The sequence below is a fragment of the Acidiphilium sp. AL genome, assembly GCF_025499445.1.
Classification (GTDB): domain Bacteria; phylum Pseudomonadota; class Alphaproteobacteria; order Acetobacterales; family Acetobacteraceae; genus Acidiphilium; species Acidiphilium iwatense.
Genome location: NZ_JAIMBZ010000001.1, coordinates 54,812 through 69,897, shown reverse-complemented (window position 1 = coordinate 69,897; position 15,086 = coordinate 54,812). Strand labels below are relative to the sequence as shown.

Genomic DNA, 15,086 nt, shown 5'->3' with positions numbered 1-15,086 from the left:
TGAACAACGGGCGCAACATGACACGGGATCGGCGGGAGCGGCGGCATTCGACCGGCAGCCGCCGGCTGCTGCTTGCCTCCACCGCGCTCACCGCCGCTTTGTTCGTCGCACCTTCCGGCCGCGCACAGCCGCCGATGCCCGCGCCGAACGCCACCCCGCAAGGCGGCCAGGTGGTCGGCGGGCAGGCCAGCATCGCGCAGGCGCCGGGGGCGACCACCATCACCCAGTCGAGCCAGCGCGCCGCGCTCGACTGGCAGAGCTTCAATGTCGGCTCGAACGCCCGCGTCACCTTCAACCAGCCGAGCGCCCAGGCGATCGCGCTGAACCGCGTGGTCTCCGAAGATCCATCGGTCATCGCCGGCCGGATCGACGCCAACGGCCAGATCGTGCTGATGAACCAGTCCGGCGTGGTGTTCACCCGCGGCTCGCAGGTGAACGCGGAAAGCCTGGTGGTCAGCACGTCGGGCATTTCGGCCAAGAATTTCATGGCCGGCAAGCTCGATTTCGACTCCCCGCCCCATCCCGGCGCGCGCATCGTCAATGACGGCCGGATCACCATGAAACAGGCCGGGCTCGCCGCCTTCGTCGCCCCGCAGGTGGTCAATCGCGGCGTCATCACCGCGCGGCTCGGCCATGTGGTCCTGGCCGGCGCCTCGGCCTTCACCCTCGATATTTCCGGCGACGGGCTGGTCTCGATCGACGTGACGCGCGCGGTGCGTAAGATCGATCTCGGCGGCCGCACGGTCGATGCCCTGGTGACTAATACCGGCACCATCATCGCCGATGGCGGCACCGTCACCCTCACCGCCCGCGCGGTCGACGGGCTGATCCAGCAATTGCTCGACGTGCGCGGCGTGGTCCAGGCCGACAGCGTGGGCCGGTCCAGCGGCGGCATCACCATCCAGGGTATCGGCGGCGATCTCCAGGTCGCGGGCAATCTGCTCGCGCGCGGCACCCAGGTCGGCAGCCAGGGTGGCACCATCGGCATCGACGCCACCGGCAATGTCAGCATCGCGAGCACCGCGCGGATCGACGCTTCGGGCGATTCGGGCGGCGGGGTAGTCGCATTGGGCACCGATGCCGCGCGCGCCATCGCCGGTCCCACCGACACATCCGCCCCGAAAGCGGCCACCGTCACCATCGCCAAGGGTGCGACGATCGCCGCCGACGCGACGCGATCGGGCACCGGCGGCCGCATCACCGTACTGTCGGCGAATCAGACGACACAGGACGGCGCCCTGTCCGCCAAGGGCGACGGCGGCCTGCGCGGCGGCACGATCGAAACCTCGAGCGACGGGGTCGTCTCGCTCTCCGGCACCGAAACGGTGATTTCGCCGCATGGCGCCTCGGGCGAAATCCTGCTCGATCCGGCAACCCTGTTCGTCGAACCCGGCCATAGCGGCGCCGCGGCGGGCAGCACCTCGTCGGTCAGCGGCGGCGTCACCACCACCACGATCGGCCTGACCAACACTGGCACGTCCTATATCGATCCCGCGATCCTCGATGCGCTGTCCGGCACGATCATTCTCGATGCCTCCAGGCTGATATCGGTGCAATCCGCCGTGGCGATGAGCAATGCCAGTGCGGTGACCCTCGATTCCGGCGGCGATATTTCGATCACCGCCTCGATGAATATCGGCGGTTCGCTGGAGATCGACGCGACCGGCACGATCGCGATCGGCGCCCAGATCCAGGCCGGCACGCAACTCGCGCTGCTCGCGGGTAGTACGGTCAGCGAGGCGGCCGGCGGCGTCATCGTCGCACCCACCTTGACCACGGACGGCGGGTCGATCGGCGGCGATGCGCTGCTCGGCAACGTGAATACGATCGACACGCTCGGCGCCTTCGACACCTCGGGCGATTTCACCCTGAACGATTCCGGTACCCTGCTCACCATCGGCGGATCGCTCGATGCCGCGTCGGCAACCCTGATCGGCGCCGGCCTGAATTTCACCGCACCGGTCTCGGTCGCCAACACGCTCGCGCTCGCGAGCACCGGCGGCATCACCCAGACCAGTGCCGGCGCGATCACCGCCGGCACCCTGACTAGCGACGGTGGCACGATCACCGGTGGCGATGCCCTGCTCAACGGCACCGCCAACACGATCGACACGCTCGGCGCCTTCAACGCCTCCGGGAATATCGCGCTGGACGATACCGGCACGCCGCTCGCCATCGCCGGATCGCTCGGCGCCGCATCGGCAACCCTGATCGGCGACGGCCTGGTCTTTGGCGCGCCGGTCTCGGTCGCCGGCATTCTGGCCCTCGCCAGCACCGGCGGCATCACCCAGACCGCCGGCGCGATCGCCGCCGGCACCCTGACCAGCGACAGCGGCACGATCACCGGCGGCGATGTGCTGCTCGGCGACGCGGGCAACGCGATCGCCACGCTCGGCACTTTCAATGCCTCCGGTAATTTCACCCTGAACGATCCGGGAACGCCGCTCGCCATCACCGGATCGCTCGGCGCCGCATCGGCAACCTTGATCGGCGATGGCCTCAATTTCGGCGGCGCGGCTTCGATTGCCGGTTTGCTCGCCTTGAGCAGCGCGGCGGGCATCACCGAAACCGGAACCGGCACGATCTCCGCAGGCACTTTAACCAGCGACGGCACGATCGCCGGCAACGCGCTGTTCGGCAGCACCGGCAATGCCATAGGCACGCTCGGCGCCTTCACCGCGACCGGCAATCTGCTCCTTCAGGACGGCACCGACCTCAATGTCGCCGGCGCGCTCGGCGCGGCGTCGATCGCCTTGATCGACGCGCAGGCACTCACCCTGTCCTCGGCGCTTTCCGTCGGCACCGGTGGCGCGATCGACCTGATCGCCGATCGAATGATCGACTCAGGGGCAAGCTTTACCGCGCCCTCCGGCACGATCGCCCTAGCACCGTTCACCCCCTCCACCCCGATCGATTTCGGCGGCAGCGCGGCGGGCGAACTCGCCATCGCACCCAGCTTCGCCACGGCCCTCGCGGCGTCGGGCGAAACCGATTTCATCCTGGGCCGGATGATCATCGGCGCCACCACCTATACCGCCGGCCCGATCGCCATCGAAGGATCATTGCCGTCCTTTGCCGGCACGCTCGACATCGTGGCCCTGGGCGGGATCGCCAACAGCGCCGATCTCCAGGCGGTCACGCTCTCGCTGAGCGGCACGTCGTTCGGCGGATCCGGCGCGATCGCCGCGACCGATCTTTCCGGCAGCTTTTCGGGTGCTGCCAGCCTGACCAATTCCCTGAACGCGATCGGCACGGTCACCGGCCTTATCGCAGGCGGCGGCATCCGGCTTGCCGACAGCGCGCCGCTCACTTTGGGCGGCACGTTGTCGGTTGCATCTGGCGTCGCGATCGACCTGACCGCCGATGCGATTTCACTTGCGAACGCCGGCACGATCATCGCACCGGACGGCACGGTCGGCCTGGCACCGTTGACCGCCGGAAAGGCGATCGCGGTCGGCGGTTCATCGTCCGGCGCATTCGATCTGCCAACCGCCCTGCTTTCCGCCATCGCACCCACGGCAGCCACCCTGATCATCGGCGACAGCCTGTCCGGTTCGCTCGATGTGCTCGGCGCGGTCGATTTCCCGATCCTGGACATCGTGCTGCACGGCGCGGGCATCGCCATCGACGCCAGCCTGTCGGCAGCTCAAACGCTCGATCTCGAAAGCACGGCGGGAATTTCCGAAACCGCCGGCCTCTCGGCCGGAACCCTGATCGGCGCGGCCTCCGCCGCCGTGTCTCTCACCGGCGCCAACGCCATCGCCACGCTCGGCAATTTCACCGCAACCGGCAACGCCATCTTCAACGACGCCACACCGCTGCTGATCGCCGGTTCCCTCACCGTGCCCGGCACAATCGCGTTCGGCGATACCGGCGCGATCACCGAGACCGGAGCCATCACCGCCGGCACGCTGGCCAGCTTCGGCACCATCGGCGGCGCGGTCGCCCTCACCGGCACCAACAACATCGCCGCAATCGGCAGCTTCTCGGATGCACAAAACGCCATCATCGATGACGCCACCGCGCTCGCCATCGCCGGTCCGTTCACCGCGCAAAATGCCGCGATCACGTCTCCCAAGATCGAGATACCGGGAACCATCGCGGTCGCCGGAACCATCGCTCTCGGCAGCACCGGCGCCATCACCGAAACCGGCAGGATCGACGCCGCAACCCTGCTCGGCCTGAAGGCCATCGGCGGCGCGGTCGCGCTCACCGGCACCAACCGGATCGCCACACTCGGCAATTTCATCGTCACCAACGGCGTTTTCGACCTCGCGGACGCCACGCCGCTCACGGTCTCCGGTTCGGTGAACGCGCCGGACATCACCCTGACCGCGCCGGGCATGACCATACCGGGAACCATCGCAACGCCGGGCACTCTCGCTCTCGGCGGCGCCGGGCCGATCGACGAGAGCGGAGCGATCGATGCCCTGATGCTGCAAAGCGCGGGCGCGATCGGCGGCGACATCGCATTGACCGGCGATAACGCCATCGGAACGCTCGGCGGCTTCACCGATACCGGCCATCTGTTCACCTTGCAGGATGGCACCGCTCTGACCATCGCCGGCCCGGTCTCCGCGCGCGCCGTCTCGATCACCGCGACCGCGCAGATGCTGCTCGACGGTGCGGCGGGCGGTGGATTGTTCATCGGCGGTACGGCCCCGCCGCCCGGCACCCAGGTCGGGGCGACGCCAAGGTCCGGCATCGATTCCGTGCTCGCCGTGACCGAAGGGACGACCCAGCAACTGATTCAGACCGGCACCTTCGTCATCGATACCGGCCCGGCCGCCGCGGCCCAGGGCCTGGCCGGGCAGCCCAATACGGTGTTCGTCATCCTCCAGCCGGATGGCAGCGCGACATTCGCCAGCCTGAACGCACCCAACACCACCATGGTCCTCGATCTCGGCGCCGGCAAGGCAAACGGCCATCTGAACCTGAAATTCCTGCTGGTTTCCGGTGGTGCCGCGGGAGCGGTCAACTTCACCGGCACGCTCGGCAATCTGGCCGGCACCACCGCCGCGCATAACGCAGCCGTGGTACCCATCCCGCAGAGTAATTACCGGTTCAATAGCTGCATCATCGGCTCGGTCAACTGCACCGTGCTGCCGGTCGCGACCCTGCCGCAGGCCAGCCCGCTCCAGAGTTTCGACCTCAACCCGACGCGCCGGCGACGGCTCGACCGCAATGTCCTGCTACCGGGCATTGCCGCCAAGGACTACTGACCATGCGCCGCCTCATCACTCTGGCCTGCATGTTCGGGCTCATGGTGCTCGCCGGCTGCGCACAGCCGCCGCCGACCGCCTATGTGACGAATTCGGCCGCGACATCCATCACCGGCCGGCAATACGCAATCGGCCGCAGCAGCAGCGGCGAAGCCTGCACCGTCACCCGCACGGCGCACGGCGCGCTGGTCTATTGCGGAACCTGGCATCACCCGAGCGCGCGGGTCGTCGCCGGATCCGCGACCGATCCCACCGGCCTCGCGCAGCTCGCCGAAACCGGCTCCTGGCGCGCCGGTCTCGAACAGCGCTACGCCTGTGCCGCACCGAAGCCGGCCACAATCCTCGGCCGCTACCCCGCGCAGATCCTGCTCTGCACCCAGCGGATCGGCGGCTGGCCGCATGTCGCCATCGCCGCCCTGATCGGCGGCCGCGCCTGGCTGGCCGACGGCGTGCAACCGGCCTTTCCGGTGATGCAGCGGGCAATCGGCATCGCGAGCCGGGTGGTCGCCCCGAAAGCCGCGCGTAACGCCTCCGTCGCGATTTCGGACCGGCTGCTCGCCGACCGTCTCGCCGCCTCCGCCTTCACCTCCGGCGATATCGGCCAATACGAGGCGCTGATGCGGGTCGGCAACAACGCCAACCAGGCCGAGGACTACCCGGCAGCGGTCACCGCCTATCGCGCGGCGCTCGCGCTGCAGCAGAAGGCGCTCGGCCCCGCCGATCCGAACACGGTTGCTCCGATGATGGATCTGGCGCTCAACCTTTCAGACGAGGGGCGCTACCGCCAGGCCGACACCCTGTTCGCCCAGGCCAAGGCCCTGGCGCCGAAATCGGCCGATGCCACCGCCACCCCGCGCCTGCTCCACTATCGCGGGCTCGATGCCTTGAATCAGGGGCATGACCGGCAGGCACAGGCGCTGCTCGCCGGTGCCGAACGCGGCTACGCGGCGTTGCTGCCGGCATCGCTGATCACGCCGCACGCCCTGGTCGCGACCAGAAGCACCGGCTTCGCCCTGTCGGCCGGCGGCGGTACCGCCCAGATCCTCACCGCGCAGACCACGCTGCTCAGCCCGGTCAGCCAGCAGGCTCTGCTCGGCGTGATCGAGACGCTGCGCTACCAGGGCGTGGTGCAGGCTTCCCTGGGCCACCCGAAGCAAGCCGCCGCGACGATCCGCCGCTCCTCGATGATCGCCGTCGCCAACGGCATCACCCCGCCGATCCTCCAGGCGCGGCTCGACCGCACCGCCGCGACGATCGACACCGCCACCGGCCAAAACGGCGCCGCCGCGAGCCGTCTCGCCGCCGCCTCGCGCGATTTCGCGCAGGCGCTGCCGGGCTCGCGTCCGGTCGCCGATACCTCGCTGCTCCAAGGTGCCGTGCTGGCCCGTTCCGGCGAAACCGCGCAGTCGATCCAGGCCTGCCGCCAGGGCGTGTCCCTGCTGCGCCGGCTGCGTCTCGGCACCTCGGCGCGGCTGATCGCCCCCTGCCTCGAAGCGCTCGATACCCAAGCCACACACACGCCGAACGACGCCCAGGCGCTCTACGCCGAGATGTTCGGCATGGCCGAACTCGCCCAGGGCAGCACGACCAGCCAGGAAATCGCCGAAACCGCCGCCCGGCTGGCCGCCAATTCGAAAAGCCCAGCCGTCGCCGCCGCGATCCGCGCGCATCAGGACGCGGTGGTGGAACTCGCCCGGCTCTATCGCGCGCGCGACGATCTCGCCCATGGCCACGGCAATTCGAAACCGACGCTCGCAGCACTCGACGCGCGGATCGCTGCCGCGAGCCGGACCCTGTCGCAGGCCGACGAGGCGGTGGAAGCCGCGGCGCCGAATTTCGGCCAGTTGGTGCAGGAATCGGTGCCGGCCAGGAGTGTCCTCGCCCAGTTGCACCCGCACGAGGCATTTCTCGACATCATGCTCGCGTCGCACCATGCCTGGCTGTTCCTGTTGCAGAACGGCAAAATGATGGTGGCGCGCTCCGGCACCGGCGATGCGAAAATGACCAGGCTGGTCGAGGCGGTGCGCCGCAGCCTCAAGCCCACCCAATCCGGCCTGCCGCCTTTCGCGATGACGGATGCGGCGGCGATCTATCAGGCGACCGTTGCACCGTTCAAATCCGCGCTGATCCACACCACCGCCATGGTGATCGCGCCCTCCGGCCCGCTGCTGTCGCTGCCGTTCGCGCTGCTGCCGGCCGGCCCGGCCCAGGCGGGCGATCTCAGGGCGACACCCTGGCTGATCCGCCGGATGAGCCTGGTTTACGTGCCGGCGGCGGCGAATTTCGTCTCGCTGCGCCGGATTCAAGGCACCTCGCAGGCGAGCCAGCCCTGGTTCGGCTTCGGCGATTTCGACCACGTGACCGAAGCCGAGGCCGCGGCGAGTTTCAGCGGCCCGGCCTGCGCGAACAGCGCCCGGTTGTTCGCCGGCCTGCCGTCGCTGCCTTATGCCAAGCTCGAACTCGCCGCCGCGCGCGCGGTGTTTCATGCCCCGGCCTCGGACCAGTTGCTCGGCGCAGCCTTCACCGTGCCGGATATCGAACGCGCCGACCTCAAGCAGTTCCGCATCCTGCATTTCGCTACCCACGCGCTGCTGCCCTCCGAACTGCCCTGCGCGCGCGAACCCGCGATCGTCACCTCGCCGCCGCCGGGCGCCAGATCGGCGAACCGGGCGATGCTGACCACGTCCGACATCACCAACCTGCATCTCGACGCCAATCTGGTCATCCTCTCGGCCTGCAATACCGGCGGCAGCAACGGCCGCGCCGGCGGCGAGGCGCTGTCGGGCCTCGCCCGCGCCTTCTTCTTCGCCGGGGCGCGCGGCCTGATGGTGACGCAGTGGGCGGTGAATGATCAGGTCAGCTCCTATCTGGTCGCGACCACGCTGCAGCATATCGCCTCGGGGAGCGACGGCGGCGCCGCGTCCAGTCTGCGCAGCGCCCAGCTCGCCCTGATCGACGGTGCCGGCACCGGCGGAGTCTCGGCCAAGCTCGCCAATCCATTCTACTGGGCGCCGTTCGTAGTGATCGGCGACGGTGGCGAGCAGGCAGCAAGCGTCGCCACGTACCACCCTGTCGGTGCCGCGAAGCGGACGTTCTGACATGGCCGCGACCGATTTCACCACGCTCGGAAAATACGACATCGTCCGCGCCATCGGGCGCGGCGCGATGGGCACCGTCTATGAAGGCTTCGATCCGATCATCGCCCGGCGCGTCGCCATCAAGACCGTCAGCCTCGACCGCGCCGACGACCCCGAAGCGGCCGAGGATCTGCTGCGCTTCAAGCGCGAGGCCCAGGCCGCCGGGCGGCTGACCCATCCGAACATCGTCGGCGTCTACGATTACGGCGAGACCGAAACCCTCGCCTATATCGTGATGGAATTCGTCGAGGGCGACACGCTGAAATCCCTGCTCGACCGGGGCGAGCGCTTCGCCGTGGCGGATGCGCTGCGCATGATGGAGGCACTGCTCGCCGGCCTCGCCTACAGCCACGACCATGGCGTGATCCATCGCGACATCAAGCCGGCCAATGTGATGATCACCAGGGACGGCCGGGTGAAGCTCGCCGATTTCGGCGTCGCCCGGATCGAGAGCAGCAGCCTGACCCAGGCCGGCACCATGATCGGCACGCCGTCCTACATGTCGCCCGAGCAGTTCATGGGCCAGACCATCGACGCCCGCACCGACATCTATTCCGCCGGCGTGCTGCTCTATCAGTTGCTGACCGGGGAAAAACCGTTCGAAGGCTCGGTCACCGGGATCATGCACAAGGTGCTGAACACCGAACCGCCGGCGGCCTCCGCGCTGTCGGTCTCGGTCACGCCGGCGCTCGATGCGGTGGTCCGCCGCGCGATGACCAAGCGCCCGGAGGATCGGTTCGCGTCCGCGCGCGATTTTGCCGCCGCGCTGCACACGAGCGACGCACCGGCGGATGGCGACGCGACGATGATCGCGCCGACGGCCCGACCCGCACCCCGTCCCGCGGCCGCCTCGGCGCCCGCGATACAGCCGGCTACCGCGCTGGAACGGCCGAAGAGCAGAACGCCGATCATCGCCGCCGCCGCGGCGATCGTCCTGCTGCTCGCCGCCGGTGGCGGTTTTCTGCTGCTTGGCGGCAAACCCAAACCCCAGAAGCAAGCCGCGCCGCCGCAAGCCGCACCGGCCACGCAGCCGCAGCCAAAAGCTGCTGCCGCACCGCCCACCCCGGCACCCAAGCCAGCCGATCTCGCGGCGATACGGTCATCCATCGCCGCCGCCATCGCCCCGGTTCCCTGCACGCTGCTGCACGGCACGACGACCGCGACGCGCGCCGACCTGCACGGGCTGGTCGGCGTCTCCGCCGTGCCGGCACTGCGAGCCGCGCTGAGCCACCCGCCGATCCAGGTCGGACTCCTCTATCGCGGCTTCGACGGCCCGTATTGCGGCCTGATCGGCGCGATCCGGCCCTTCGCGCCGGTCTTCGCGAACCCGGACCAGCGCCTCGATCTTCATCTCGTCGGCAACGTGACGAAGCTCGCCAAGGGTCAGCATATCGTGGTCGAACTCGGCCTGCCGTCCTGGCCCGCCTATGTCGAGGTCGATTACGTCTCCAGCAGCGGCTCGATCTATCGCCTCTATCCCAGCGCGCAGATGCCGGCATCGCTCCATCAGGCCGGCGGAACCCTGGAACTCGGCCGGAAGCCCGGCCCGCAATGGGCGGTCGGCGCACCCTATGGCGAGGACATGATCCTCGCGATCGCCAGTTCGGCCCCGATCGACATCCTGCCGAAATCCCCGTCCTCGGACATCACGACCTTCCTGCCCGCACTCAAGACCGCCCTGTCCGGCCTGAAATCACAGGGCGCCGACATCTCGACCGCCGCCATCCTGCTCGATACGGTCAGGAAGTAGGCGCCGACGGCAAAGGCGCGGTCGCCAGCGGCTTGAGCCAGAAATCCGGCATGGCGGCGATGAAGCGCGCCCGCAGCGCATCCACCGTCGCGCGCGGCAGCCCGACCGCGCTCGGGCGGAAAAACTCCCGGTCGCGGGTGAACACCAGATAGGCCTGGGTCTCGTTGATAATCAGTTCGCGCTCGCGCGGATCGTAGCCCTGCCTGGTCAAAAATCCCCGGAACGCGGCACGCTCCTTCGCGGTCATCACGTCGTTCCAGAAGCGATGCACGAACGCCCGGTAGCGGGGCAGGGTGAAATACGCACCGTGGGAGAGTTCATGGCGCAGGATCACCGCGCGGACGAGCGGCGTGACCCGATGCCCCGCCCCCGCCTGCGGAATCGAGATCACCGCGCCATTCGCGCCCGGTTTCAGGAATCCGGAGCGGCGCAAAATCGCCTGCAACCGGCGCTCCTGCGGGTTCAACGCCACGCCCTCGGCGCGCGCGAGGCGAAAAAAGCGCCGCATCGCGGCGGCGGGATAGTCGTCGCCGTAATAATAAGTGCCCACGCTGGCATGGGCGGCGGCGAGGGTTGCCGCGAATTCCGCTGTGGTGAGCACCTGGTCGCGCGGCGCGGCCGCCTTCTCGATCAGCGCCGCCAGCCGGTCGAACATCAGCCCCTGGGCGTGCAGGCCGGGGCAATCCACCACCAGAACCAGTGGATCGTCGCGGAAGCGGAACACGGTGAACCGCCTGGTCACATGGCTGAAAATTCGCGCTTCGCCCGCCAGCGGAAACGGCGCGGGGCGCAGCCCGAGCCATAGCCCAAATCCGGCGATCAGGACGATCGCGACAGCGGCACATAAAATGACGATATTGCGAGGCCCCCGCCGCCGCGGCGCGAGCCTGATCGTATCATCGAGATTTCCCGAGGCGCGATGGCCAGAATGGGGTGGCGGCGCCACGATGCTGCTTCCGGCGCCGCCGTTGCGTCACGTGCCGGCGTTGATCACCTGGACCCGGCGATTGGCGCGACTCGGCGTATTCGGGCCGGTCGGCACCAGCAGATCCTTCTCGCCCACGCCATAGGCGGCAAGCCGCGCCGGCGCGATGTCGAACTTGGTCCGCAGATAATCCGCCACCGCCTTGGCCCGCGCATTGGACAGAGCAAGATTGGTCGCGGCACTGCCGGTCGTGTCGGTATGACCGACCAGCTTGAAGTGATAGGCGGCGAGCGACTGGTCGGTCAGCGCGCGGCCGAGCCGGTCGAGTTCGGTCCTGGCCCGCGGCGTGAGCTGCGCCGAGCCCAGCGCGAAGTCGATATTCAGGTTGATCGACGGCATGCCGCCTTGCGTGGCCGAAGCGGCCTTGGCGCCGCCCATATGCATCGCGGTCGGCTTCGCCTGGGTGGCCGGCGCCGGCGGGGTTGAGCCCGGCGCCAGCGGCACGATGCCGCGCGTGGTCGCCGAGACCGAGCCCGTCGGCTTCAGCGCCTGGATGATCTGCTGGGCGGACGGGCCGGAAGACTGCGCCCGGGCAGATGGTATGAACGCTGCGCCGGCAGCGACGATCGCGGCGATTCCGGTGAGACGCATGATCCGCTCCTTCTAAAGGCTGGTTGCGCGTCTATAACGCCAAAGGAACGGGATTTCCAGCACCGGCGCCCCGAAGCCACAACACTCCCTTTCAATCGGTTACGCTTTGGCACGCGCGATCCGGCCATACCATCGGGCCGGACTGACCGATTGGAGACTATGATGACACGGACGAAATTTCTGCTCCTCGCCTGCACTGCCGCCACCTTGCTCGGCGCCGGCGCCGTGAACGCCGCAGGTACCAAAGTCTCGGCGCTGCCGAGTTATTCCGGCACGCTCGAGCATTTCACCATCACACCGCGCGGTTCGATCGACGGGGTGATCCTGTCGGACGGCACCGATGCGGTCTTCCCACCCTATCTCTCGACCCAGATCGCCTATGCGGCGAAGCTGGGCGACAAGGTGACGATCCACGGGTTGAAAGTCGCCGGCGAGAAAGTGGTGCAGGGAGTTTCGATCACCGATAACGCGACCAACCGCACCGTCACCGATAACGGCAAGCTCGGTGTCGTCAGGCGCATGATGGCGCAGGGCAAAATCGCGCAATATCTCTACGGCCCGGACGGCCGCAAGAACGGCGTTCTGCTCGATGACGGCACCGCGCTGCACATGCCGCCGCCCGATCTCGCCAAGCCGCCGGTCGCGGCCATGCTGAAGCCGGGCACGAGCATCGCCGCCGTCGGCTTCGGCACCGCGAATGCGTTGGGCAAAATGATCCTGGTCCGGCAGATCGGCCCCGACTTCAAGGATCTGACCCGGATCGCCCCGCCGCATCCGCCGCATGGCTGGCGCCATCCGCACGGTCCGATGATGCGGCGGATGATGATGCGGCACATGATGATGGAGCCGATGCACGGCCCCGGCATGGCGCCGCCGCCGCCCGCTTCGACTCCGGCCGGTTCGACCTCGAAGTAACGGCTTAACTCACCGCCTTGGCCGTGCCGGCCGTGCCGGCGCGCGCCAGGGCTCTTCGGGCCAGTCATGTTTCGGATAGCGCCCGCGCATGTCGCGCCGCGCATCCGCCCAGCCGCCGCGCCAGAACCCCGCCAGATCGCCGGTCACCGCGATCGGCCGCCCGGCCGGCGACAGCAGCGCGATCCGCAACGCCAGTTTCCCGCCGGCCAGACCCGGCGTTTCATCCAATCCGTAGAACGCCTGCGCCCGCGCCGAGGCCACCGGCGCCGGCGCGGTGTAATCGATCGCGACACGTCCCCCTGGCGCGGCGATATGCTCCGGGACAGCGGAGTCCAGCCGCCGCGACCGCTCATGTCCCAACGCATCGCGCAATATCGCCGCGAGGTCGAGCGCCTCGGCCTGCTTCAGCCGCGACAACCCGGCGAGATACGGCACGAACCAGTCATCCAGCGTGGCATGAAGCGCCGCATCGGAAAAATCCGGCCAGTCTTCCGGCTCGATGCTCCGCATCCAGCCGACCCGCGCCTGCAACTGCCGCACCGGCTCGCTCCAGCCCAGCCGCTCGGGCTTGGCGATCACCGCGTCGCGCAACGCCGAGGCGATTTCATCGGGCGATGCCGGAAAACTGCGATCGGCCAGAACCAGCGACCCCAAGCGTCGCCGTTCGCGCAGCAGAACCGTGCCGGACGCGCCATCCAGCGCCACATCCCGCGTCGTCACGATCCGGTCGGCGAGCCTTGTGGTCAGACTCTCGGGATCGAGCACCGCCGCGAGGCCGATTTTCGGCGCGCCGCGCCCCCCGAGCGACGCCACCGCCAGCATCGGCGCCTTCGCCAGCGGATCGGCGAGATCGAGCTTCGCTCCGCCACCCTCGGCAAGGCGAAAACTGCCCGGCTCGCCGCGCCGCGACGCGATCCGGTCGGGAAACCCGGCGGCGATCAGCAATGCCGCATCGCCGTGGGCTGGCGCATCGCGCCGCAGCCCGAGCCGCGCGCGATATTGCGCCGCCGCCTGCCGGATTCGCGCGATGGTGCCGCGATCACCTCCATTGCGCCCGGCGATCGCCTCCAGCCGCAGCGAAATCTCGGCGGTCCCGGCGTCGCGCAGCGGGTCGCGTTCTTCCAGCAGCGCCGCGAGATCGGCGGCAAGTGCCTGTTCCGGCGCAGCCTCCGCCGCCAGCATCATCGCGGCAAGGCGCGGCGCGGTCCCCAGTTCCGCCATGCGCCGGCCGCGTCCGGTCATCCGCCCATCGCCGTCGAGCGCGCCCAGGCTTCGCAGCAGCGCTCGCGCCGACGCCAAAGCGCCCGGTGGCGGCGGATCGGCAAACCGCAAATCCTCGCTCCGCTCGCCCCATGCCGCACAGGACAGCACCAGGGACGACAATTCGGCGTCGATGATTTCCGGCCGGTCGAATTCCGGCAGTCCGCGATGCAGCGCCTCGGTCCACAAGCGGATCGCGACCCCCGGCGCCTCGCGCCCGGCCCGCCCGGCGCGCTGGGTTGCCGCCGCCTTGCTGATCCGCCGTGTGACCAGCCGTGTCAGCGCCCACCCGGCATCGAATTGCGGCGCGCGGCGAAACCCGCCATCCACCACCACGCGCACGCCCGGCACGGTAAGCGAGGTTTCGGCGATGCTGGTCGCCAGGATCACCCGCCGCGCGGCGGACGGCGCGAGCACACGCGCCTGCTCGGCCGGCGGCAGATCGCCGAACAGCGCCACCACCTCGGCCGCGACGCCGGCAAGCGCCACTTCGGCCCGCCGAATTTCCCCGACACCGGGCAGAAACGCCAGGATATCGCCGCGATGCGCCGCCAAAGCCGCCCGCACCGCCCGCGCCAGCGCCTCCGGCAGGTCGCGCGGATCGGCGATATCCCGCGCGGCGTGCTCCACCGCCACCTTATGCGCCCGCCCCGCGCTCTCGATCACCGTGGCATCGAGTAAATCCGCCAACCGCGCGCCATCGGCGGTCGCCGACATCGCGAGCAGCCGCAATTCCGGCCGCAACCCGCGCTGCAGATCGAGCGTCAAGGCGAGCGCGAGGTCAGCCTCCAGGCTGCGTTCGTGGATTTCGTCGAAAATCACGCAGGTCACACCGTCCAGCCCCGGATCGCTCAGCAGCCGCCGCGTCAACAAGCCTTCGGTGATGATTTCCACCCGCGTGCGCGGCCCGACCGCCTGCTCCAGCCTGGTTCGGTAGCCGATCAGTCCGCCCGGTGCCTCGCCGATCAAACTCGCGATCCGCTCCGCCGCCGCCCGTGCCGCCAGCCGGCGCGGCTCCAGCATGATGATCCTGCCGCCGCGCACCCAGTCCGCCGCGAGCAGCGCCTGCGGCACAAGGGTCGTCTTGCCCGCGCCGGGCGGCGCGATCAGCACCGCGTTCGGCTTTGCCGCGAGCGCCCGGTTCAGCGCGGGTAACATTTCGGCGACCGGCAGCGCATCCATCGCCGGGCGGTTAGCACCGATCGGCCCGACATGCGATAATCGGC

General features: G+C 69.1%; 7 protein-coding genes. 4 read left to right on the top strand and 3 right to left on the bottom strand.

Going from position 1 to position 15,086, the window contains the following annotated elements; translation table 11 throughout:
• Window positions 1-17 precede the first annotated feature (17 nt).
• Genes AiwAL_RS00265 through AiwAL_RS00255 form a run of 3 tightly spaced genes read left to right on the top strand, consistent with a single transcriptional unit; the run spans window position 18 to window position 10,109 of the window.
• Entirely contained in the window at window positions 18-5,222 is a 5,205-nt protein-coding gene (locus tag AiwAL_RS00265) for an S-layer family protein (RefSeq protein ID WP_262311881.1), read from the top strand.
• Between the two features lie 2 nt (window positions 5,223-5,224).
• Window positions 5,225-8,320: a CHAT domain-containing protein gene (locus AiwAL_RS00260; protein ID WP_262311880.1), complete on the top strand. Its 3,096-nt coding sequence runs from the start codon at window positions 5,225-5,227 to the stop codon at window positions 8,318-8,320.
• 1 nt (window position 8,321) lies between these two features.
• A complete protein-coding gene (locus AiwAL_RS00255; protein ID WP_235705753.1) occupies window positions 8,322-10,109 on the top strand; it encodes a serine/threonine-protein kinase in 1,788 nt (595 codons plus the stop codon).
• Here the strand turns inward: AiwAL_RS00255 and AiwAL_RS00250 are convergent.
• Window positions 10,099-11,055 carry a hypothetical protein gene (locus tag AiwAL_RS00250; RefSeq protein ID WP_235705752.1) on the bottom strand — a complete coding sequence of 319 codons (957 nt, stop codon included), beginning with the start codon at window positions 11,053-11,055 and terminating at the stop codon, window positions 10,099-10,101. The genes AiwAL_RS00255 and AiwAL_RS00250 overlap by 11 nt on opposite strands.
• A gap of 27 nt (window positions 11,056-11,082) precedes the next feature.
• Window positions 11,083-11,685, bottom strand: a complete 603-nt coding sequence (locus AiwAL_RS00245; RefSeq protein ID WP_235705751.1) for an OmpA family protein — start codon at window positions 11,683-11,685, stop codon at window positions 11,083-11,085.
• A 162-nt stretch (window positions 11,686-11,847) separates the two neighbouring features.
• Here AiwAL_RS00245 and AiwAL_RS00240 point away from each other — a divergent pair, with 162 nt between their 5' ends.
• The gene (locus AiwAL_RS00240; protein ID WP_235705750.1) at window positions 11,848-12,600 is read left to right on the top strand and encodes a hypothetical protein; all 753 of its coding nucleotides are present in this window, start codon (window positions 11,848-11,850) and stop codon (window positions 12,598-12,600) included.
• 9 nt (window positions 12,601-12,609) lie between these two features.
• Here AiwAL_RS00240 and hrpB read toward each other — a convergent pair whose 3' ends face one another.
• Complete coding sequence (hrpB, locus tag AiwAL_RS00235; protein WP_235705749.1) at window positions 12,610-15,042, bottom strand: ATP-dependent helicase HrpB; 2,433 nt, start codon at window positions 15,040-15,042, stop codon at window positions 12,610-12,612.
• Window positions 15,043-15,086: the final 44 nt, after the last annotated feature.